Origin of the sequence: Rhodococcus sp. ACPA4, from assembly GCF_002300185.1 — a bacterium.
In the GTDB taxonomy this organism is placed as follows: domain Bacteria; phylum Actinomycetota; class Actinomycetes; order Mycobacteriales; family Mycobacteriaceae; genus Rhodococcus_F; species Rhodococcus_F globerula.
Map to the genome: position 1 here is coordinate 16,896 of NZ_NSDY01000001.1, position 21,594 is coordinate 38,489.

Below are 21,594 nucleotides of genomic sequence, written 5' to 3' on the forward strand. Positions count from 1 at the left end.
ACGTGGCAGCATGACCTTATGCGCATGACCGTCCTGGGGTGTTCCGGCAGCGTCTCGGGGCCGGATTCACCGGCTTCGGGTTACCTGCTCACAGCGCCGGGTACCCCGCCGCTCGTCATAGATTTCGGTCCCGGAGTGCTCGGGGCTCTGCAGCGGTACGCGGACCCAGGGGACGCGACGATTCTGCTCTCACATCTGCACGCCGATCACTGCCTCGACATGCCGAGCCTGCTCGTGTGGCGTCGCTATCATCCGAACCGCCCCGAGGGGCGAGCGTTGGTGTACGGCCCGACAGACACGGCGTGCAGGATCGGAACGTCGTCCGCCGAGTGCGCGGGCGAGATGGACGATATTTCCGACACCATCGATCTGAAGTTGTGGGCGGAGAACGAACCCGTCACCTTCGGTGAACTGACCGTCGTGGCAAGCCGCATGAATCATCCGCCCGAGGCGTACGGATTCCGGATCACGGACGCCGACGGACGGATTCTCGTGTACACCGGCGATACCGGAATGTGTGACAACGTCGTCGAGCTTGCTCGTGGAGCCGACATCCTCCTTTCCGAGGCGTCGTGGACGGACAGTCCTGATCGGCCGGAAGGTATTCACTTGTCCGGCAAGGAAGCCGGCCGGATCGCGACGTTGGCCGGAGTGAAGGAACTACTCCTCACCCACATCCCGCCGTGGACGTCCAGGGAGGACGTCATCGCCGAAGCGAAATCCGAGTTCGCAGGGCCGGTTCACGCTGTGTCCGCGGGAAGCGTCTACGACATCTGACGTGTTGTCTGGGGTGGGACGCTAGGCTCACGAAGGTGACTACACGAGAAGACGGCAGGGCGGACGACGAACTTCGCCCGATCAAGATCACCCGCGGGTTCACCAGCCATCCGGCCGGCTCGGTTCTGGTCGAGTTCGGAAACACCCGAGTGATGTGCACGGCCAGCGTCGAAGAGGGTGTTCCGCGGTGGCGCAAGGGTTCCGGGCTCGGTTGGCTCACCGCCGAATATGCGATGCTGCCCGCAGCTACGCATACCCGCAGTGGACGTGAATCCGTCAAGGGCAAGGTCGGTGGCCGCACCCAGGAGATCAGCCGGCTCATCGGTCGATCCCTTCGGGCCTGCATCGACCTCGCGGCCATCGGCGAGAACACCATTGCTCTGGACTGCGATGTCCTGCAGGCAGATGGTGGCACCCGTACCGCCGCCGTGACAGGGGCGTACGTAGCTCTCGTCGACGCGGTGACGTATCTTCGCGCTGCCAATCTGCTGAGCGACCCTCAGCCCATCTCGTGTGGCATCGCGGCCGTCAGCGTCGGCGTCGTCGACGGACGAGTGCGCCTCGATCTGCCGTACGAAGAGGATTCGCGTGCCGAGGTCGACATGAACGTCGTCGCCACCGATACCGGCACCTTGGTGGAAATCCAGGGCACCGGCGAAGGTGCCACGTTCCCGCGCTCGACCCTGGACAAGCTTCTCGACTCCGCGCTGGCGGGCTGTGAGCAGCTGTTCGAGATCCAGCGTCAGGCATTGGCGGAGCCGTATCCGGGTGTGTTGCCCGAACCCAAGAACCCGGAACCCAAGAAGAAGTTCGGTGCCTGAGCTGTGAGCGTACGAGTATTGGTAGCAAGTAGAAATGCCAAGAAGCTGAAGGAACTCCATCGCGTTCTCGACGCGGCCGGTGTGAGCGGAATCGAATTGGTCGGGCTCGATGAGGTGCCGCCGTTTCCGGAAGCGCCCGAGACCGGTGCGACATTCGAAGAAAATGCGCTCGCGAAGGCTCGTGACGGAGCCGCTGCCACCGGAATGCCGTGTATCGCAGATGATTCCGGTGTCGAGATCGATGCGCTGAACGGGATGCCCGGTGTGTTGTCTGCCCGCTGGTCCGGTACCCACGGAAACGACGGCGCCAACACTGCGCTGGTGCTCGCTCAGTTGGGTGACGTGCCCGACGAACGGCGCGGCGCGGCCTTTGTCTCGGCCTGCGCGCTGGTGATCCCCGGCGGCGACGAGACCGTGGTCCGCGGTGAATGGCGCGGCGTAATCGGCCGGGAACCGGCAGGCGACGGCGGATTCGGTTACGACCCGATCTTCCACCCAGACGGTGACACCCGCTCGGCGGCGGAACTGACTCCGGCCGAGAAGGACGCGGCCTCGCATCGCGGGAGAGCGCTGGTGCAGCTGGTGCCCGCGCTGGCGGCACTGGCCGACTGATCGCACACACGAGAAAAGGCCCTGAACGTGAATGACGTTCAGGGCCTTTGCTTTACGGAGAATCAGAGGTTGTAGTCGCTCTTGACCTGGATGGTCCGCTTGTGTTCGAACACAAACGACAGGAACGGAATGGTGCCGGCCAGTGCCGTGGCAACCGTCGTGCCTGCCTTCCAGCGGGCCTTGATAGCCAGGTCGACTGTGAACACCAGGTACAGCATGTAGAACAGCCCGTGAATCTGGCCGATGTAGAACAGCCACGACGGAGCATCCGCGGAGTTTTCCAGGATGAGGTACTTGTAGACCATCTCACCGGTCAGGAACAGCAGCCACAGGCCGGTGATCCACGCCAGAACGCGGTAGCGAACAAGCGCAGAAGCAACCTTCTTCTGCTTCTCGGCCTGCGCCTTGGTGGCCTTGTCTGAGGTGGTAGCGGTGCTCGCTTCCGGGCCGGTACTCACGTAGTGCTCCTATCGGGCTCGCGAGCGGCGAGCTGCGCAAGGTAGTCGTTGTATTCGAGCATTTGGCGTGCTTCGGGGTCATCGGCATCGAGTTCCGCGTCGCCGAACGGTGCCCGGGGGCGCTGCGGCAGCAGATCGGCCGGAATCTCTCGCGGCTCCGCTGCGGCTTCCTCGGCTTCGACCTCGTCCGGATCGGCATCCTCGAGCTGAACGAACTTGCGATATGCGTACACCACAAACGCGGCGAACAGTGGCCACTGCAACGCATAGCCGAGGTTCTGCCCGCTGCCGCCCACAGCTTCGAAGCGCTCCCACTGCCACCAGCCGAGCGACAAGCAGACCGCTGCTGACACAAGAACCAGCAGGATCAGCGCAGGTCGGCTTTTTGTAGGCTTCTTCGACACACTACGACGGTACCGCAGAGCTATAGTGCCGCGCCCTGCGATCTCCGACACGGTGTCGTAGATGCCGTGCCACGGCGTGTCGTAGATGCCAAAAGCAGAGCCCCACCGAAACGATCTCGATGGGGTTCTGCGTTGTGCGCGAGGGGGGACTTGAACCCCCACGTCCTGAGACACTGGAACCTAAATCCAGCGCGTCTGCCAATTCCGCCACTCGCGCGCGGAATTCACAGGATACGCGATTGCCGACCCGCCGGCGGACACGGCCCTCACATGGCTGGAACCGGGTCCGATTTTGCCGGTCGCCGTGGTTGTTCGGCGGTGCGTTGGTACCGCCACGCTGCGTGCGTGAGAGTTGTTGCGGGGACATCCAATTCTGCAGCCACTGCAGCGAGCAGTGACGTTGCCTCCACGCCGCCCAGCGGTTCGGCGCTACCGGCTGCCTCGGTGGCAAAACGAGTCAGTAGTTCCACCGAATCGGGTGTGAGTGTGCCGGACAAGAACAGCAGCATGTCGAATGTGCGCGCTCCGAACCCTGGAACCGACATGATTGCCGCTCGATGCGCGTCGGTGTTGCCGATATCTGCACTTCCGGTGCATCCGACGGCAACCAGTGATGCGGCGCCCAGTGCGGCAGCCTCCGCTTTGGTGGAGTAGTTGCCCGGCACCCGCTGACGGTTACCGAGAATGACGGCCAGTTCGTCGCCGCGCTCCGCAAAGGCTGCCAGAGCGGAGAGGTTGTCCAGTGGTGCGTCTGACTGGCGGTGGTGACGCCACCGCGTGATGACGGCCCGCACGCCCGTCGTGGGTGTTCCGTACGCGGCGCGGGCCGAGAAGGCCGCGTCGAGGATGGCTGCTTCGGCTTCGTGTGCCCACCCGTCGGTCCAGTGCGGCCACGCGGACTGTGGCAGCTCGCGTGCGATGAAGTCGATGACGATTTTTGTGGTGTCGGTACCCATGATTTCTCCCCCCGAGAAAGTTGTCCGATCGGACGCGCTGAACCTAGCGCGGGAGTCCGACAGGTTCTGGGGTGAAAGGCACGCGATGGGCCAACCGTCAAGAGGGTAACGATTTGGTAACGATAAATATGAGGAGTTCCTCAGGTTTGTGGAAATCCGAGTAACAGTCCCTGGCAGCGCGTTTGCGACCTACTCGCCAGTCACTTTCTCGACATCCCGTGAGGAAGATCACCGCGTGGAAAGTCCCGTATTTCGGGCCGTCAGCAAACGTGAGGAAATCCTCATGATCCTGTGTCAGCCTTAACGTGCACGGCAGGCGCAGACATGCCGATTCTTTCGGTCGATTTGCAAGATGTGCGCCCCGGGCAGACCCACAATTCCCACCTCGCCGCAGAGGTGACCAGGAGAGGACGTACGCGTGACGATCGATGACACGACACCTACAGGAAACGGACGCGACTCGAAGGATGGACGCCGCGTCGGCGTCGACGGGGGAGCCTCCCGCACGAACAGTAAAGGTGCCCTCGTCGATTCACTGAACAACGGATTGCCGTACGCCCTTGCCTTCGGTGGACAGGGCGCCCCGTGGCTCAGCACGCTCGAAGAACTCAGCCGCGACAACGGCCTCGAGCCGATTCTCACCGACTTGGTCAACGACGCAGCAGCGCGCCTCGCTCCGCTCGCGCAGGATCTTGTGGTGGTGCGCCCGATCGGATTCGATCCGGTCGCGTGGATTCTCGAAGCCGAGATCGTTGACGAAGAAGAAGGTGAGAAGCCGGCAGGTCCCTCTGCTGCAGCACTCACCGCAGCACCCGTTTCGCTCCCCGGCGTCTTCCTCACGCAACTTGCGGCGTTGCGTGCGCTGACTGCGCAGGGTCTCGATATTGCAGCGCATCCGCCCGTGTCCGTCATCGGACATTCGCAGGGCGTGCTCGCGACTGCTGCAGTTGCAGCTGGTGGCAACGACGACGGCGAGCTTCTTGCTGTTGCTCAGCTCGTCGGCGCCGCAGCCAGCCTGGTCGGCCGTCGTCGCGGCATCATCGCGAGCGCGTCGGGCAAGCCGATGGTCGCCGTGTCCAACGTCGATCCCGAGCGCCTCGCCGCGATTGTCGCCGAACTTGCCGAGACCACGACGGACAATCGTGCAGCAGTCCTCGCTATTCGCAACGGACGCCGCCGTGTTGTCCTCGCCGGACCGCCCGCTCAGCTGGCCCGCGTGCAGGAACATTGCGAGCAGATCGAGGCGAACGAAGCCCGCGAGCGCGATGGAAAGAAGCGTGGCGGTTCGGTCTTCGCTCCCACCTTCGACGCCCTCGACACCGAAATCGGTTTCCACCACCCGGCGCTCGCCGACGCAGTCGACCTGGTCGGCAGCTGGGCAGCGCGCTGCGGCCTCGACGCAGATCGCGCCAGCGCACTTGCGCAGGCCATCCTGGTCGACCCGGTCAACTGGGTGCAGGCCGTGAATGGTGCCATCGACGCCGGCGCGCAGTGGATTCTCGATCTCGGACCCAGCGACCAGCTGACCCGTATGACGTCGTCCTCGCTGCGTGGGCAGGGTGTTGGCATCATCGCCGCGTCCACCCGCGGTGGACATCGCAACTTGCTCACCCCCGGTGCTGCGCCTGAGGTCTCACGTTCGTGGACCGAATTCGCGCCCAAGCCTGTAGCGCTTCCCGGCGGCCGCATCGGCGTCGAGACGGCCTTCACGAAGCTCACGGGTCGCTCACCGATCCTGTTGGCCGGCATGACTCCGACCACCGTCGACGCCAAGATCGTTGCCGCCGCAGCCAATGCCGGTCACTGGGCCGAGCTTGCCGGTGGCGGACAGGTCACCGAAGAGATCTTCGAAGACCGTGTCGCAGAACTGAAGATGCTCCTCGAGCCGGGCCGCGCGGTCCAGTTCAACTCGCTGTTCCTCGATCCGTACCTGTGGAAGCTGCAGCTCGGTGGCAAGCGCCTCGTGCAGCGCGCTCGTACTGCCGGTGCACCCATCGACGGCGTCATCGTCACCGCCGGTATCCCGGAACTCGAAGAGGCCGTTGCGCTTATCGAAGAGCTGTCCGAGATCGGCATCACCAACATCGCATTCAAGCCGGGCACCGTGGCGCAGATCCGTTCCGTGATCCGCATTGCCAACGAGGTTCCGAACTTCCCCGTCATCGTTCACATCGAAGGTGGCCGCGCCGGCGGACACCACTCGTGGGAAGACCTCGACGACCTGCTCCTCGACACGTACGCCGAGCTGCGTACGCGTTCGAACCTGATCATCTGCGTCGGCGGCGGCATCGGAACACCCGAGCGCGCAGCCGATTACCTGACCGGCCGCTGGTCTGTCGGAGCCGGCTTCCCGGCAATGCCCGTCGACGGCATCCTCGTCGGCACGGCAGCGATGGCGACGCTGGAGGCCACCACGTCTCCCGAGGTCAAGCAGCTCCTCGTCGACACACCGGGTACTCCGGACTGGGTAGGCGCCGGCACCGCCGAAGGTGGAATGGCTTCGGGCCGTAGCCAGCTCGGTGCCGACATCCACGAGATCGACAACGCCGCATCGCGCACCGGACGCCTCCTCGACGAGGTTGCCGGCGACGCCGACGCCGTTGCCGAGCGCCGCGACGAGATCATCGCAGCACTCGACGTCACCGCCAAGCCGTACTTCGGTGACATCGAGACCATGACGTACGCGCAGTGGCTGCGTCGCTACCTCGAGCTGACCGTCGGTATCGACGCGGCCAAGGAATTCGACTGCGGCGCAGACCTTCAGGACGCTATCGCCGAGGCAACGACGAGCCCGTGGCTCGACATCACCTGGCGTGCTCGCTTCGGTGAGATGCTCCAGCGCACCGAGGCTCGTCTGCACCCCGTCGACCGCGGCCCCATCCCGACCCTGTTCGGCGATGCCGAGACCCTCGAGCGTCCCGAAGCTGCGATTTGCGCACTCCAGGCGTCGTACCCGGACTACACGAGCACGGTTCTGCATCCCGCAGACATCTCGTTCTTCATCTCGCTGTGCAAGACGCCGGGCAAGCCGGTCAACTTCGTTCCCGTCGTCGACGGTGACGTGCGCCGCTGGTGGCGCAGTGACTCCCTGTGGCAGGCACACGATCCGCGGTACACCGCCGATCAGGTGTGCGTCATCCCCGGCACCGTTGCCGTTGCCGGCATCACGCGTGTCGACGAGCCCGTCGGTGACCTGCTCGATCGTTTCGAGAAGGCCACGTACGACGAATTGGTTGCTGCCGGAACCACTCCGGTTGTCCTCGCGAGCCGTCGCCACCAGGATTCCGCTCCCGGTCTGCTCGACGCGATTCTCTCGGCGCCGGATCTCCAGTGGGCCGGCCGCCTGACCCAGAACCCGGTCCGTCGTCTCGGTGACCTCGAAGAGTGGAGTGCCGAGTCCGTTGACAAGGCTGTTCACGCCTCGACCGGATCGAGCCTGACGGTTGTCGACGAGACTCACGTCCTGCTCTCGGTTCCGCTTGTGGCAGACAAGTCGGTCGACATCACGATCACCATTCCCAGCTCCGTTGTCGACGGCGGCGCCCCGGTCGTCACCGAGGCCGACGCTGAAGCCGCGATGTCCGCACTGTTGGCAGTTGCTGCAGGACAGGAACTGCCGACCGTCAAGAACGGCTCCGCACGCCTCAATGTCGCGTGGGTACCCGACCGCATCGCCGATCACGCCGGAGTCACCGGTTCCGGTCTGCCGACCACACTGAGCGTGAGCGGCAAGGCTGTTCCGGACGTGGTTGTCGGCGCGTGCTGGCCCGCAGTATTCGCCGTCCTCGGCGCAGCCAAGCTCGACAGTCTTTCCGTCATCGAAGGCATGCTCGATCTCGTCCACCTCGACCACTCCGTCGACTTTGTCGGTGAGCTGCCCTCCGAGACAAGCATTCTCGTGGTCAATGCCGAGGTCGCCTCGGTTCTCGACACCGACCTCGGTCGCGTCGTCGAGGTCAAGGTCGAGGTCGGTGCCATGCTCGGCGAGGGCCTCGACGCTCCCGCCGTGGTCACCATGACCGAGCGTTTTGCCATCCGCGGACGTACCGGCGCAGGCGAGCTTGCCGACCCGGCGCGCGCAGGTGGATCGATCAGCGATGCCGCTATCGATACTTCGCGTCGTCGTCGCCGTGACGCGAAGATCCTGGCTCCGGTCAGCATGGGCGCATTCGCTCAGGTTTCCGGTGACCACAACCCGATTCACACGTCCGACAACGCCGCGCTGCTGGCCGGCCTCGGAACCCCGATTGTGCACGGTATGTGGCTCTCGGCTGCGGCGCAGCAGGTTGTCACCGCGGTTGATCCCAACGAGACCCGCACCCCTCCGCGTCGCCTGACCGCGTGGACCGCTCGTTTCCTCGGAATGGTCCGCCCCGGCGCTGAGATCGACGTCCGCGTCGATCGCATCGGTATCGATCAGGGTGCCGAGATCGTCGAGGTCGGTTGCCGGATCGACGGTGACCTGGTCATGGTCGCGACGGGACGCACTGCAGCACCGAAGACGATCTACGCCTTCCCCGGCCAGGGCATCCAGCGTCCAGGCATGGGCCTCGACGCCCGCGCTCGCTCGAAGGCTGCGCGCGACGTCTGGGAGCGTGCGGACAAGCACACCCGCAAGGCGCTCGGATTCTCGATTCTTGCTGTGGTGCGCGACAACCCGGTCACCGTCAAGGCCCGCGGCGTCGAGCACAAGCACCCGGACGGTGTTCTGCACCTGACGCAGTTCACCCAGGTCGCGATGGCTGTTCTCGGTGTAGCCCAGGTTGCCGAACTGCGCGAGTCCGGCACCTTCATCGAAGGCTCGTTCCTCGCCGGTCACTCGGTGGGTGAGTACAACGCGCTCGCCGCTGTTGCCGAGGTCTTCCCGCTCGAAGCACTTCTCGAGGTTGTCTTCCAGCGCGGCTCCGCGATGCACCAGTTGGTTCCCCGTGACGCAGCGGGCCGTTCCGACTACCGCATGGCTGCCATCCGCCCGTCGCAGATCGGTGTGTCCGACGACGACGTGCAGGACTTTGTCGCCGGTGTTGCCGAGGCGTCCGGTGAGTTCCTCGAAATCGTCAACCTGAACCTGCGCGGCAGCCAGTACGCCATCGCCGGATCCGTTGCCGGCCTCGACGCACTCGAGATCGAGATCGATCGTCTCCGTGCGGAATTCGGTGGCAAGCGCGCCTACATCCAGGTTCCCGGCATCGACGTGCCGTTCCACTCCACCGTCCTTCGCGGCGGCGTGGCGGACTTCCGCGTATGCCTGCAGGACTTGCTCCCGCACGACATCGATCCGGACATCCTTATCGGCCGCTACATCCCGAACCTCGTTCCGAGGCTCTTCTCGCTGAGCCGCGACTTCGTTCAGGAAATCGCCGACCTGGTGCCGTCGGAGCAGCTGCAGGAAGTCCTTGCTGACTTCGACAGCTACGCAACGCGCAGCCACGAACTGTCCCGGATCATCCTGATCGAGCTGCTGGCGTGGCAGTTCGCCAGCCCGGTCCGCTGGATCGAGACCCAGGATCTGCTGTTCAGTGACGAGTCCGAAGGTGGACTCGGTGTCGAGCGCTTTGTCGAGGTCGGCCTCGGCGCTGCCCCGACCGTCGCGAACCTCGCATCGCAGACCCTCAAGCTGCCGGGCCGCTTCGGCTACCCGGTCGAGGTCCTGAACATCGAGCGTGAAGCTGCGATCGTCTACGGCACGGATGTCGATCCGGCTGCTGCCGACGATGACGACGAGGTGGAAGCACCCGCTGCCACTCCGGCGGCTGCCGCTGCCGCACCGGTCGCCGCTGCACCCGTCGCGACGTCCAGCGGACCGCGTCCGGACGACATCACCTTCAAGGCGCCAGACGCCACCAAGGTTCTGATCAGCCTGTGGACCAAGCTGCGTCCCGATCAGGTCGGCCCCGCCGACACGATCGAGGCACTGTGCGACGGTGTGTCCTCACGTCGTAACCAGCTTCTGGTCGACCTCGGATCCGAGTTGTCGCTCGGTGCCATCGACGGTGCGGCGGATGCCGACATGGGCTCGCTCGCAGCCACTGTCGACAAGCTGGCGCGTACGTACAAGCCGTTCGGACCGGTACTTTCCGATTCGATCAACGATCACCTGCGTAAGGTCTTCGGCCCCTCGGGCAAGCGTCCCGGCTACATCGCCGATCGTGTCAAGAAGGTCTGGGAACTCGGCGACGGTTGGGCGCACCACGTCACCGCAGCGGTAGCGCTCGGTACCCGTGACGGTGCCAGCATCCGCGGCGGCGACCTCGGCGGCCTGACCTCCGGCGCTCTGGCCGACGCAGCAGCAGTCGACGCAGTCATCGACAGCGCCGTTGCTTCGGTTGCGTCCGCTCGCGGCACCAGCGTTTCGCTGCCGGCAACCGGTGGTGGCGGCGGTGGAACCGTCGACGCAGCCGCTCTTGGTGAGTTCACCGAGAACATCACGGGCCGCAACGGCGTTCTGGCTTCGGCCGCCCGCCTCGTGCTCGAGCAGCTCGGACTCAGCGAAGAGGCTCCGGCCGCAACGGTCGAGGACACCGAACTGGTCGACCTGGTCTCGGCTGAACTCGGTTCCGACTGGCCGCGTCTGGTTGCTCCGGCATTCGACGCTCAGAAGGCGGTCCTGCTTGACGACCGTTGGGCAAGTGCGCGTGAGGATCTCGCTCGCATCTGGCTCGGCAGTGAGACTCTGTCGGTCGAGAACTTCATCGGTGCCGGTTCCACCGTTGCCGCACAGGCAAAGTGGTGGGCCACCCGCGCCACCGACGAAGGTCGCACGACGCTGGCCGAGGTCTACACCCGCATCGCTGATGCGGCCGTGACTGCAGAATCCGACGCACCTGAGTGGGCCGGCGAGGTCGCAGTCGTGACCGGAGCCAGCAAGGGTTCGATCGCAGCAGCGGTCACGGGCAAGCTCCTGGCCGGTGGCGCAACGGTATTCGTCACCACGTCGCGTCTCGACGGCTCGCGTCTCGGCTTCTACCGTGACCTGTACCGCGAGAACGCTCGTGCCGGTGCCGCTCTCTGGGTGGTTCCTGCCAACATGGCGTCGTACACCGACGTCGACGCACTGATCGACTGGATCGGCAACGAGGCCACCGAAAATGCCGGTGGCGCAAAGAAGCTGATCAAGCCGGCTATGACGCCGACGATGCTCTTCCCGTTCGCGGCTCCTCGCGTCGGCGGAGAACTCTCCGACGCCGGCGCTCGCGCCGAAATGGAAATGCGCGTGCTGCTGTGGTCGGTGGAGCGCCTGATCGGTGGTCTGTCGAAGATCGGTTACGACAGCGACGTCGACACACATCTGCACGTGGTCCTGCCCGGTTCGCCGAACCGCGGAACGTTCGGTGGTGACGGTGCATACGGTGAGGCCAAGGCTTCGCTGATCGCCGTGGTCAACCGCTGGAAGGCCGAGCGCAACTGGGCCGAGCGAGTCACGTTGGCACACGCCGTCATCGGCTGGGTCCGCGGAACCGGCCTGATGGGTCACAACGATCCGATCGTCGACGCTGTCGAAGCTGCCGGTGTCCGTACCTGGTCCACCCAGGAAATGGCAACCGAACTGCTGAAGACGGCTACCGCGCAGTCGCGTCGTAGCGCAGCCAAGGCTCCGCTCGAGGTCGACCTGACCGGTGGACTTGCGGAGGCGAACCTCGACCTGGGCGCCCTCGCCAAGGAAGCCGCCGCGACCGCAGAGATCGCCGAGGCAGTCGACGAAGCAGTCGACGAGAACACCATCCTCGCGCTGTCCGCACCGGCACGCATCGATGCCTCGATCAAGGCTCCGAGCTGGCCCGAACTCGATGTCACTCCCGCGGACCTCGTGGTCATCGTGGGCGCCGGAGAGCTCGGCCCCTACGGTTCCTCGCGTACCCGCTTCGAGATGGAGGTCGACGAGCAGCTCTCTGCCGCAGGCGTTCTCGAATTGGCGTGGAACACCGGACTGATCGTCTGGGAGAACGACCCCAAGCCGGGTTGGTACGACGTCGAATCAGGCGATCTGGTGCCAGAGGCGGAAATCGCCGACAAGTACCATGACGCAGTTGTCGAGCGGTGCGGCATCCGTCGCTACGTCGACGAAGGCCAGATGATCGACAACACCGCACCGCTGCTCACCTCCGTGTTCCTGGACAAGGATCTGAGCTTCGTGGTCGGCAGCGAGGCAGAGGCTCAGGCCTTCGTCGAATCCGATCCCGAGAACACAGTGGCGTCGGTTTCGGCCGAGTCCGGTGACTGGACGGTCACGCGCCGCGCCGGCACCGAGATCCGTGTTCCGCGCAAGATGAAGCTGACCCGCAGTGTCGGCGGCCAGATTCCGACCAACTTCGACGTCACGAAGTGGGGCATCCCCGCCGACATGGCCGATTCGGTCGACCGCGTCGGACTGTGGAACATCGTTGCGACCGTGGACGCATTCCTCACGGGCGGCTTCACTCCGAGCGAACTGCTGCGTTGGGTTCACCCGAGCCTGGTGGCGAACACGCAGGGCACCGGCATGGGCGGCATGACGTCCATGAGGAGCTTGTACATCGACACGCTGCTCGGCGAGAATCGTCCCAACGACATTCTGCAGGAAGCTCTGCCGAATGTTATTGCGGCGCACGTCGTTCAGTCGTACGTCGGTGGCTACGGCGCGATGGTTCACCCCGTCGCGGCCTGCGCAACGGCAGCCGTGTCCGTCGAAGAGGGCGTCGACAAGATCCGCTTGGGCAAGGCCCAGTTGGTTGTTGCCGGTGGATTCGACGACCTGAGCGCGGAAGGCATCATCGGCTTCGGTGACATGTCGGCCACGGCCAAGACGTCGGACATGCACGCCAAGGGCATCGAGGATCGCCGCTTCTCGCGGGCAAACGATCGCCGGCGCGGCGGCTTCGTCGAGTCCGCCGGTGGTGGCACGATCCTGCTCGCTCGCGGTGACCTGGCACTGGAAATGGGCTTGCCCGTTCTCGGCGTTGTCGCCTGGGCCGGATCGTTCGCAGACGGTGTCCACACGTCGATCCCGGCTCCGGGAATCGGCGCACTGGGTGCCGGACGCGGCGGAGCGGATTCGCAGCTCGCACTCTCGCTCAACGCCCTCGGCGTCAGCGCGGACGACATCGCGGTCATCTCCAAGCACGACACGTCCACCGCGGCAAACGATCCCAACGAGGCAGAACTGCACGAGCGTCTCGCCGGGGCTTTGGGTCGCAGTGACGGTGCTCCGATGTTCGTGGTGTCGCAGAAGAGCCTGACCGGCCACGCCAAGGGCGGCGCAGCTGCCTTCCAGCTGATCGGTCTGTGCCAGGTGCTCAGCCAGGGCGTCATCCCGCCGAACCGCAGCCTCGACTGCGTCGACGACAAGATGGCCGAGTTCGAGCACCTCGTGTGGGCACGTCAGCCGCTCAAGTTCGGTGAGCAGCTCCCGCTGCGCGCCGGCCTGCTGACCAGCCTGGGCTTCGGTCACGTCTCCGGACTGATCGCCGTCGTTCACCCGCAGGCATTTGTCGAGTCGGTGCCCGCCGACAAGCGTGCGGACTATGTTGCAGCCGCGCAGCAGCGCACCATCGACGGTCAGCGTCGCCTCGCCAAGGCGATGTGCGGTGGCGACAGCCTGTACGAGCGTCCCGCCGATCGTCGTCTCGGCGCCGACGGAACGCCCGCAAAGGCTTCGCGTCAGCTCGAAGCGGATGTTCTCCTCAGCGAGAACGCACGCCTGGGTGAAGATCAGCGTTACCGCTCGAATCTGCCTGGCTGCAAGTAGATAATCGCAGGATGGGAGTTCTGGGTATCGGTTTCGACCTCGTCACGGTGTCGGAGTTCGCCGAGCAACTGAAACGGCCGGGAACGGCTATGCTCGACAACTTCACACCGGGTGAGCGTCGGGATTCCAATACTCGGAGTTCCGATCCGGCAAGACATTTCGCGGCCCGGTGGGCGGCGAAGGAAGCAGTGATCAAAGCGTGGTCCACTGCTCTCTTCGCCAGCCCGCCGGTGCTGGGGGAGATGATCCACAATCAAATCGAAGTCGTCTCCGACGCGTGGGGGCGGCCCAGCATCAGATTGCGGGGCGACGTCGCGAAACACCTCACCGACGTGAAGATTCACATTTCGCTGACGCACGACGGAGACATGGCCGGCGCATTTGCCGTGATCGAATCGACTTAGGGTCGAGCTGGCGTCAGCCCTCGTAGTCGGCTGTGCCGCGGCCCTTCAATCGAGATTCCTTCTCCGCCACCAGAAGATACGCACCCATCAGACGCTTGAGTTCCACTACGGCGTCGGCGTGGCTCTGGCCGTCCTGCACGGAGAAATTCAGCATCGAATACACCACGTGCACAAGCACTTCCGCCATCATCATGCGGCGATCCCGCGGTGAGCGCGGTGTGAGTGGACCAAGCATCTTGGCGACGGTTTCCGCGAACTGCTTCTCGTGAATGACACCGGTTGCCCGCGTGGACGGCGTGGATTGCATTGCCAACCACACCTCGCGGCGGGACGGATCGGATGTCCAGAGTCCGGCCATGTGGTCGACAAAACTGTTGAGGAACCGCAGCCAATCGAGTGACGGCACTTCACCGCCGAACTGGGCCAGCTCGTGTTGCACCCCCACGAGGTCCTGACGGTTCAATTCGCACACGATGACGTACTTGTTGGCGAAGAACTGATACAGAGTCCCGATGGGCACGTCAGCACGCGCCGCGACCTCTTCGCACGTGAACGATTCGAAACCGACGTCGGTGAGAAGTTCGCGGGAGGCGGCGAGAAGGGCATCGAACTTGCGCTGGCTTCGTTCCTGCGTCGGACGTTTGCGTGGAAGCAGTTCCTGAGGTGCGTCGCTCTGAGAATTTTCGAGTGCGGGGTCCGGCCGACGGCGTACGCGGTTGCGGGTAGAGGGCTGCACAGATTCGAGGCTATCGGCATCTGCAGCAGAATTTGGCGCTTGTGGAATATCCGGGCTCACCGAAAGATCACCCGACCGACTGCTGGAAATCCGACGACGTTGCCACTCTTCGATACTAGGTGACCGAAGGTGCGCTGCAGGAGAGGGTTGCTCATCGGTGATTCGGGCACACTGGAGTCGGCGAGAAAAGGAGACCGAAATGGCCGAACAGTTGCGAGCCGCAGTACGCGAGCTCATGCCCCGCGCGCACGAGGATCTGACGCGGTTGGTTGCGTTGCGGTCGGTCGCGGATGCGCGGCAATTCCCGCCGGAAGAATGTGCAGCAGCTGCCGCCTGGGTGGTTGGCGCGTTCCGCGAACAGGGATTTGCGGACGCCGAGGCGGTCGAGACGTCGGACGGTTCCGCTGCGGTAATCGGATTTCGGCCTGGCCCAGCGGATGCCCCGACCGTTCTCCTGTACTGCCACTACGACGTTCAACCGCCCGGAGACGAAGAGCTTTGGAATTCGCCACCTTTCACGCTGACCGAGCGCGACGGACGGTGGTACGGGCGAGGCGCGTCGGATTGCAAGGGCAACCTCGTCATGCACCTGACCGCACTCCGAGCGCTCGCAGCAGCCGGGCAGGCGCCGGCTGTCAACCTGCGAATCGTCGCCGAAGGCTCGGAGGAGATGGGCACCGGAGGCCTCGAAGACCTGCTGCGGCAGCGCCCCGAACTGTTCGACGCCGATGTCATGCTGATCGCCGATACCGGCAATACCGCAGTGGGGGAGCCCACGATCACGACGTCATTGCGCGGTATCGCCAATGTGGTCGTCCACGTCTCGGCGCTCGAAGGTGAGGTGCACTCCGGGGTGTTCGGCGGCCCGGCGCCCGACGCGATGACCGCGTTGGTGCAGATGCTGGCAACCCTGCACGACGAAGAAGGCAACACCACCGTCGACGGTCTTGTCAGCGATCAGCACTGGAATGGCGTCGAGTACGACGACACACAATTCCGCGGCGACGCAGGAGTCCTCGAAGGGGTCGATCTGGTCGGCTCGGGTTCTGTGGCCGACCAGGTGTGGGCGCGGCCGGCGCTCACGATCTTGGGGATCGACTGCCCGCCCGTGGTCGGCTCGGCTGCGGCAATTACGCCACGAGCTTCCGCACGGTTGAACCTGCGCGTTCCACCCGGCACGGATCCCGCCGAGGCCCAGGACTTGCTGATCGGGCATCTGCTGGCTGCGGCGCCGTGGGGCGTGCGGGTGAGCGTGGACCCGGAGGCGACGGGAATGCCGTTCGGTGCTTCCACGGGTGGGCCGGGATTCAAGCAGCTCACAGCGGCTCTGAGTGCGGCGTACGGCGCCGAAGTCGGATTTGCCGGACAGGGAGGCTCGATTCCCCTGTGTAGCGCGCTGGCGGAGCAGTTCCCCGACGCGGAGATCGCGTTGATTGGCGTCGAGGAACCGCAGTGCCGCATCCATGCCCCGAACGAGAGCGTCGACCCGTCGGAGATCGAGAATCTCGCGTACGCGGAAGCCCTGTTTTTGAGTCGGTTCGAGTCTCGAGCCGGTTCGAGTAGCTAGACGGACAGGTCGCGTCGCAACTTGGCGACGTGACCGGTGGCCCGGACGTTGTACTGGGCAACCTCGATCTTTCCCTCTTCGTCGACGAGGAAGGTGGATCGGATGACACCCTGGACGGTCTTGCCGTACATCTTCTTCTCGCCGAACGCGCCCCAGGCCTCCAGCGTCGCCTTTTCCGGATCGGAGAGCAGCGGAAAGGTCAGCTCCTCGTTGTCGCGGAACTTGGCGAGCTTGGCGGGCTTGTCCGGCGAGATGCCGATGACGTCGAGGCCCGCCCCGTTCAATTCGGCGAGGTTGTCGCGGAAGTCGCAGGCCTGCTTGGTGCAGCCCGGCGTGCTGGCCGCCGGGTAGAAGTACACGATGACCTTGCGGCCTCGGTAGTCGTGCAACGAAACTTCGTTGCCTTCGGCGTCGGGGAGCGTGAAATCCGGCGCGATATCGCCGGCAGACAATCTACTGTTCTCGGTCACGGGAATCGAGGTTAGTCGAGAAATTGCGCGCCAGGTGGGCGCGCGGGCAATCTGCTCCTCTACGGTAGAACCAGGTGTCGACGCCTTGCGTCTGCACGGACGTAGCGGCAACGAACATCAAGCGACAGCACACAGACAAGTTGGAGGACACGTGCCCAGGGACACCGAGAGCATCGAGCGCGAGATCGAGAAGGCGCGTAACCAGCTCGCGAGCACACTCGACGAACTGACGGTACGGACCAACCCGAAGCGGCTGGTCGAGAACACCAAGAAGACGGTGCTCGCCAAGCTCAACGAGCCGAACGTGAAGTACGCGTTGATCGCCGTGGGATCCGTTGTCGGACTCCTGGTCATTCGCAAGATCATTCGCTGATCACCGAACGGCGTCGGACATGAAGAAGGCCCCCATCTCGATGAGATGGGGGCCTTCTTGCAAGTGCGCCCACAGGGACTCGAACCCCGGACCCAGTGATTAAGAGTCACTTGCTCTACCAACTGAGCTATAGGCGCTCGCTCTTGCGAGACAGAACATTAGCCGACGGGCTCCTCAGTTTGCAAAACGCGTCGTCGTAATCGTGACGGCAGTTACATCGCACGTGTCTTTCAGGCCTGCGGCGGACGGGAATTCGTCCACCCGATCCGACCCTCCAGCTGATGTGCGAGCGACAAAATTGTCAGCTCGCCGTTCGGTCGCGACACCAGTTGGACGCTGAGGGGGAGCCCGTCGGTCGAAAATCCCGCCGGAACGGCCGCCGCCGGATTGCCGCACACATTCCAGATCGAGCAGTACGCCGCGATCGGCAAAGCCTTGCGGACGGCGGACAGCAGTCCTGTGCCCTCGAGTTGGCCGATCCGCCGCGGCAAGGCGGGTGTGGTCGGCATCAGCACGATGTCATACGTGTCGAAAACCTGGTTGACGGTGTGCGCGATCCGTTGGCCACGCCGGTACGCCGCCCGGCCGACGCGCCGGGGCGACGCGATTCTGCCGATCGAAGACAGTGCGCGAGTTCGCTTTTCGAGAAGATCGGGCCGATCGACGCGCAAAGCTTCGTCGCGTACGCCGCCGAGTACCTGGGGGAGGAACGACGCCGTTGCATCGGGGTATCGGGGATCATGTTCGTCGACGTGGTGCCCCAACGCGCTCAACATTTCTGCGACCGCACGAACCCCGGCAACCACTTCGGGCGCCGGCGTGACGCCGCGCACGGGGCAGCGGGTGGACACGGCAATACGGAGGGGGTGCAGCGGGGACACCGCACCTTCGGTGAAGCGGGCCCCGAGTGGTTCGGCTCTGTAGTCGTCCACCGGTGTGGTGCCGATAATGGCGTCGTAGACGAGTGCGCTGTCCTCGACCGAGCGGGTAAGCGGGCCGAGCGTTCCGAGGCTGCGCCACAGGTTGCCGTTCGGTGCGGTGCTTACTCGGCCGCGTTGCGCTTTCAGTCCGAACAATCCGCAGAATGCCGACGGAAGCCGGATGGAACCGCCGCCGTCGCCGCCGATTCCTGCGGCAACCATGCCCGACGCGACAGCTGCTGCCGTGCCGCCACTCGATCCTCCCGTGGATACTGTTGTGTTCCAGGGATTTCGGGTGTAGCCGTGCGCGGCGGTCTCGGTGAACGGCCAGATGCCGAACTCCGGCATCGTGGTTTTTCCGATGATGACTGCTCCGGCGTCGCGTAAGCGTCGTACCACCTCGGAGTCCGAATTCGCGATCCGAGTGACTGCAGCACCGCCGTAGGTGGTGGGTGTTCCGGCTACGTCGTTCTCGTCCTTGATCGCGATGGGCACGCCGTGCAGGAGACCGACAGGGTCGCCGGAGGCCTGGCGCTCGTCGAGTCGGGTGGCTTCGGCGATCGCTTCGTCGGCGAGGACGCGGGTGAAGGCGTTGAGTGTGGGATTGAGGCGTTCGATACGTCTGAGTGCATGTTCGGTCAATTCACGAGCCGACAGTTGGCCGCTGCGGATCAGTTCGGCTTGACCGACGACACCGGCAAATGCGACTTCCGAATCGGGCAGATCAGTCATGGCTCGCTCCATTTTGTCGGGTTCGCTGGAGTGTATTCGCCGCCCGGACACAAAAAAGATCCCCACCGTGTTTCCACGATGGGGATCTTTGCAAGTGCGCCCACAGGGACTCGAACCCCGGACCCAGTGATTAAGAGTCACTTGCTCTACCAACTGAGCTATAGGCGCTCGCTCTTGCGAGACAGAACATTAGCCGAACCGTTCCGTCGGGAGCAAATCGCCTGGTGGGCCGTCGTTGGACGGGTGGTTTCTGTGACATTGACCGAAATCGGTAACATTCCAATCGGTACGAAACGATTGATATTCGAACGTTACTCTTCGACGGGGTTTTCATGACCGTGAGTAACGACTGTGCCTGGCATCATTGACCTGGCGCAATTGCTGGTCGTTAACATGTGAAGCGGAGTCGAACAAATGAGTCGTCAGTGGTGGGGCATGTCCGTGCGTGGAGGGACAGGCCGAATCTCGAGGGGCGCCGCCATGGCCGCCGTGTCGTTGGGAGCGTTGGTTCTGGTGACCGCGTGCACGTCCAGTGGGGCTGCCGTGGACAACGAGGGCGCCGCGCCGATCGACTCCAACCCGTTGACCGAGCTCATCAAGCCGAAAGTCACCTCCACCGTCGCTGACGGCGCAATCGGTTTCTCCCCGGGCGATCCGGTCCGCATCGACGTTGCCGACGGCAGCCTGTCCGACGTTCGGATGGTCAACGCCGACGGTAAGACCGTTGCCGGCACCCTCGCGGCCGACGGAGCGTCGTGGGTGACCGCTGAACCCCTCGGCTACAACCGCAAGTACAAGATCGAGGCCCAGGCCTACGGATTGGGCGGCGCCAGCACCACGGTGACGTCGTTCACGACCAGCGCGCCCGGCAACCTCACCAAGCCGTACGTGATGCCGGGCGAGGGTTCCGTGGTCGGTATCGGCCAGCCGATCGCCGTGCAGTTCGACGAGAACATTCCGGATCGCAAGGCTGCCGAAGAGTCGATCACCGTCACGACGACGCCGGCTGTCGAAGGTGCTTTCTACTGGGTCAACAACCGCGAGGTCAGGTGGCGTCCGGAGGCGTACTGGGCGCCGGGCACCAAGGTTGACGTCAAGGTCAACGTCTACGGCCGCGATCTGGGCAAAGGCGTCTTCGGCCAGGAGGACGCCACGACATCCTTCGACATCGGTGATTCCGTGATTGCCGTTGCCGACGACAACACGAAACAGGTCACTTTCCAGGTTAACGGCGAGACTGTCATGACCATGCCCACGTCGATGGGTAAGGACAGCACCCCCACCGACAACGGTGTCTACATCATCGGTGACAGGTTCGCGAACTTGGTCATGGACTCCTCGACGTACGGGGTGCCTGTCACTTCCGCTGACGGATACAAGACTCCGGTCGACTGGGCGACGCGAATGTCCTACAGCGGCATCTTCTTCCACTCAGCGCCGTGGTCTGTCGGGCAGCAGGGTTACTCCAACACCAGTCACGGCTGCCTCAACCTGAGCCCCGCCAATGCCAAGTGGGTGTACGACAACACCAAACGCGGCGACATCGTCATCGTGAAGAACACCGTCGGTGGCACGCTTTCGGGCACCGACGGCCTGGGGGACTGGAACATCCCGTGGAACGTGTGGAAGGCCGGTAACGCGGACGTCTGAGTGCGTCCCTGAAGTACTGAAACGTCAGAATGCCCCCAGCCGATCGGTTGGGGGCATTTTCGTTCGCAGTGGTGTTTGCGGACCCAACCAAAAGAACCCCCGGAAATATCTTTCGACATTTCCGGGGGTTCCCTTTGGGTGAGCGACGGGACTCGAACCCGCGACAGCCAGGATCACAACCTGGTGCTCTACCAACTGAACTACGCCCACCATTGCCTCGGCGACCGGTTTGACCCGGTTGCTTTGACGTAGAAGATACTAGCCTGAAAGTTGGCCAGGATGCCAATCGGCAGGTCAGGCAGGCCCGAGGCCCTCTACAACGGCTGCGATCTCCGCGCTGGACGGTCCGGGAGCGGGGACAAATGCGGTACTGCGGTAGTACTTGAGTTCGCGGATGGATTCCTTGATGTCGGCCAGGGCACGGTGCGCGAGGCCTTTTTCGGGCTGGCCGAAGTAGATTCGCGGGTACCAGCGACGCGAGAGCTCCTTGATGGAGCTGACGTCGATCATCCGGTAGTGCAGGTAGGTGTCCAGCGCGCTCATGTCCCGCGAGATGAATCCGCGGTCGGTGGCAATGGAATTGCCCGCCAGGGGAGCGGTGCCGGCGACGGGCACGTGCTCACGGATGTAGGCGAGCACCTCCTTTTCCGCCTCGGCAAGCGTGACCGTCGACTTGCGAACTTCTTCGGTCAGACCCGATTTGGCGTGCATCTTCTTCACGACGTCCGGCATTGCGGCCAGCGCGTCGTCGTCGGCGTGGATGACGATGTCCACGCCTTCGCCCAAGATGTTCAATTCGCTGTCGGTTACCAGAGCCGCAATCTCGATGAGTTTGTCCGACTCCAGCCGCAGCCCGGTCATTTCACAATCGATCCATACCAATTTGTCCTGCACCAGGAACACAGTAGTGGGCGCGGCCGGAAGGATAAGGTCTGCGGTGACATCTCGACGCGCGTAGATCTTCTTTTGTAGTGCAAATGAGGAGGGCCT

At 64.1% G+C, this 21,594-nt stretch carries 15 protein-coding genes and 4 tRNA genes; 8 read left to right on the forward strand and 11 right to left on the reverse strand.

Annotated features, from left to right (window positions below; all coding sequences use genetic code 11):
• Positions 1-18 precede the first annotated feature (18 nt).
• The 3 genes from CJ178_RS00070 to rdgB are packed head-to-tail and all read left to right on the forward strand — an operon-like array spanning position 19 to position 2,210.
• Entirely contained in the window at positions 19-777 is a 759-nt protein-coding gene (locus CJ178_RS00070) for a cyclic nucleotide-degrading phosphodiesterase (RefSeq protein ID WP_045066892.1), read from the forward strand.
• 35 nt (positions 778-812) lie between these two features.
• Positions 813-1,598 (forward strand): ribonuclease PH, encoded by a 786-nt coding sequence (rph, locus tag CJ178_RS00075; protein ID WP_033232735.1) that lies wholly within the window; start codon positions 813-815, stop codon positions 1,596-1,598.
• Positions 1,599-1,601: 3 nt separating this feature from the next.
• Positions 1,602-2,210, forward strand: a complete 609-nt coding sequence (rdgB, locus tag CJ178_RS00080) for an RdgB/HAM1 family non-canonical purine NTP pyrophosphatase (RefSeq protein WP_095885872.1) — start codon at positions 1,602-1,604, stop codon at positions 2,208-2,210.
• 62 nt (positions 2,211-2,272) lie between these two features.
• On the opposite strand, the gene CJ178_RS00085 is transcribed toward rdgB, so the two are convergent.
• The 4 genes from CJ178_RS00085 to CJ178_RS00100 all read right to left on the reverse strand — a co-directional run bounded on the left by CJ178_RS00085 (position 2,273) and on the right by CJ178_RS00100 (position 4,028).
• Positions 2,273-2,668: a DUF3817 domain-containing protein gene (locus CJ178_RS00085; protein WP_045066894.1), complete on the reverse strand. Its 396-nt coding sequence runs from the start codon at positions 2,666-2,668 to the stop codon at positions 2,273-2,275.
• Positions 2,665-3,072 (reverse strand): transcriptional regulator, encoded by a 408-nt coding sequence (locus CJ178_RS00090; protein WP_175393702.1) that lies wholly within the window; start codon positions 3,070-3,072, stop codon positions 2,665-2,667. Before CJ178_RS00090 ends, CJ178_RS00085 begins: the two co-directional genes overlap by 4 nt.
• A gap of 135 nt (positions 3,073-3,207) precedes the next feature.
• Positions 3,208-3,289, reverse strand: a tRNA-Leu gene (locus CJ178_RS00095).
• 49 nt (positions 3,290-3,338) lie between these two features.
• Positions 3,339-4,028 (reverse strand): hypothetical protein, encoded by a 690-nt coding sequence (locus CJ178_RS00100; RefSeq protein WP_045066895.1) that lies wholly within the window; start codon positions 4,026-4,028, stop codon positions 3,339-3,341.
• A 418-nt stretch (positions 4,029-4,446) separates the two neighbouring features.
• Here CJ178_RS00100 and CJ178_RS00105 point away from each other — a divergent pair, with 418 nt between their 5' ends.
• A complete protein-coding gene (locus CJ178_RS00105; RefSeq protein ID WP_095885873.1) occupies positions 4,447-13,752 on the forward strand; it encodes a type I polyketide synthase in 9,306 nt (3,101 codons plus the stop codon).
• 11 nt (positions 13,753-13,763) lie between these two features.
• Positions 13,764-14,156 (forward strand): holo-ACP synthase AcpS, encoded by a 393-nt coding sequence (gene acpS / locus CJ178_RS00110; RefSeq protein ID WP_033232742.1) that lies wholly within the window; start codon positions 13,764-13,766, stop codon positions 14,154-14,156.
• Positions 14,157-14,169: 13 nt separating this feature from the next.
• On the opposite strand, the gene CJ178_RS00115 is transcribed toward acpS, so the two are convergent.
• Positions 14,170-14,892 (reverse strand): TetR family transcriptional regulator, encoded by a 723-nt coding sequence (locus CJ178_RS00115; RefSeq protein WP_033232744.1) that lies wholly within the window; start codon positions 14,890-14,892, stop codon positions 14,170-14,172.
• Positions 14,893-15,091: 199 nt separating this feature from the next.
• Here CJ178_RS00115 and CJ178_RS00120 point away from each other — a divergent pair, with 199 nt between their 5' ends.
• Complete coding sequence (locus CJ178_RS00120; RefSeq protein ID WP_045066897.1) at positions 15,092-16,459, forward strand: dipeptidase; 1,368 nt, start codon at positions 15,092-15,094, stop codon at positions 16,457-16,459.
• Here CJ178_RS00120 and bcp read toward each other — a convergent pair.
• Entirely contained in the window at positions 16,456-16,929 is a 474-nt protein-coding gene (bcp, locus tag CJ178_RS00125) for a thioredoxin-dependent thiol peroxidase (protein ID WP_033232748.1), read from the reverse strand. The two genes, CJ178_RS00120 and bcp, sit on opposite strands and share 4 nt — an antisense overlap.
• Before the next feature lie 151 nt (positions 16,930-17,080).
• Here bcp and CJ178_RS00130 point away from each other — a divergent pair, with 151 nt between their 5' ends.
• Positions 17,081-17,302: a DUF3618 domain-containing protein gene (locus CJ178_RS00130; RefSeq protein WP_033232750.1), complete on the forward strand. Its 222-nt coding sequence runs from the start codon at positions 17,081-17,083 to the stop codon at positions 17,300-17,302.
• Between the two features lie 64 nt (positions 17,303-17,366).
• Here the strand turns inward: CJ178_RS00130 and CJ178_RS00135 are convergent.
• The 3 genes from CJ178_RS00135 to CJ178_RS00145 form a co-directional block, all read right to left on the reverse strand.
• Positions 17,367-17,439: transfer RNA gene (locus CJ178_RS00135), tRNA-Lys, on the reverse strand.
• A gap of 93 nt (positions 17,440-17,532) precedes the next feature.
• Entirely contained in the window at positions 17,533-18,954 is a 1,422-nt protein-coding gene (locus CJ178_RS00140) for an amidase (RefSeq protein ID WP_162487737.1), read from the reverse strand.
• A gap of 95 nt (positions 18,955-19,049) precedes the next feature.
• Positions 19,050-19,122 (reverse strand) — tRNA-Lys (locus CJ178_RS00145).
• Between the two features lie 267 nt (positions 19,123-19,389).
• Here CJ178_RS00145 and CJ178_RS00150 point away from each other — a divergent pair.
• A complete protein-coding gene (locus CJ178_RS00150) occupies positions 19,390-20,604 on the forward strand; it encodes a L,D-transpeptidase (RefSeq protein WP_033232754.1) in 1,215 nt (404 codons plus the stop codon).
• A 137-nt stretch (positions 20,605-20,741) separates the two neighbouring features.
• Here CJ178_RS00150 and CJ178_RS00155 read toward each other — a convergent pair.
• A tRNA-His gene (locus CJ178_RS00155) sits at positions 20,742-20,814 on the reverse strand.
• 84 nt (positions 20,815-20,898) lie between these two features.
• Positions 20,899-21,498: an oligoribonuclease gene (gene orn, locus CJ178_RS00160; RefSeq protein ID WP_072782550.1), complete on the reverse strand. Its 600-nt coding sequence runs from the start codon at positions 21,496-21,498 to the stop codon at positions 20,899-20,901.
• Between the last annotated feature and the right edge of the window lie 96 nt (positions 21,499-21,594).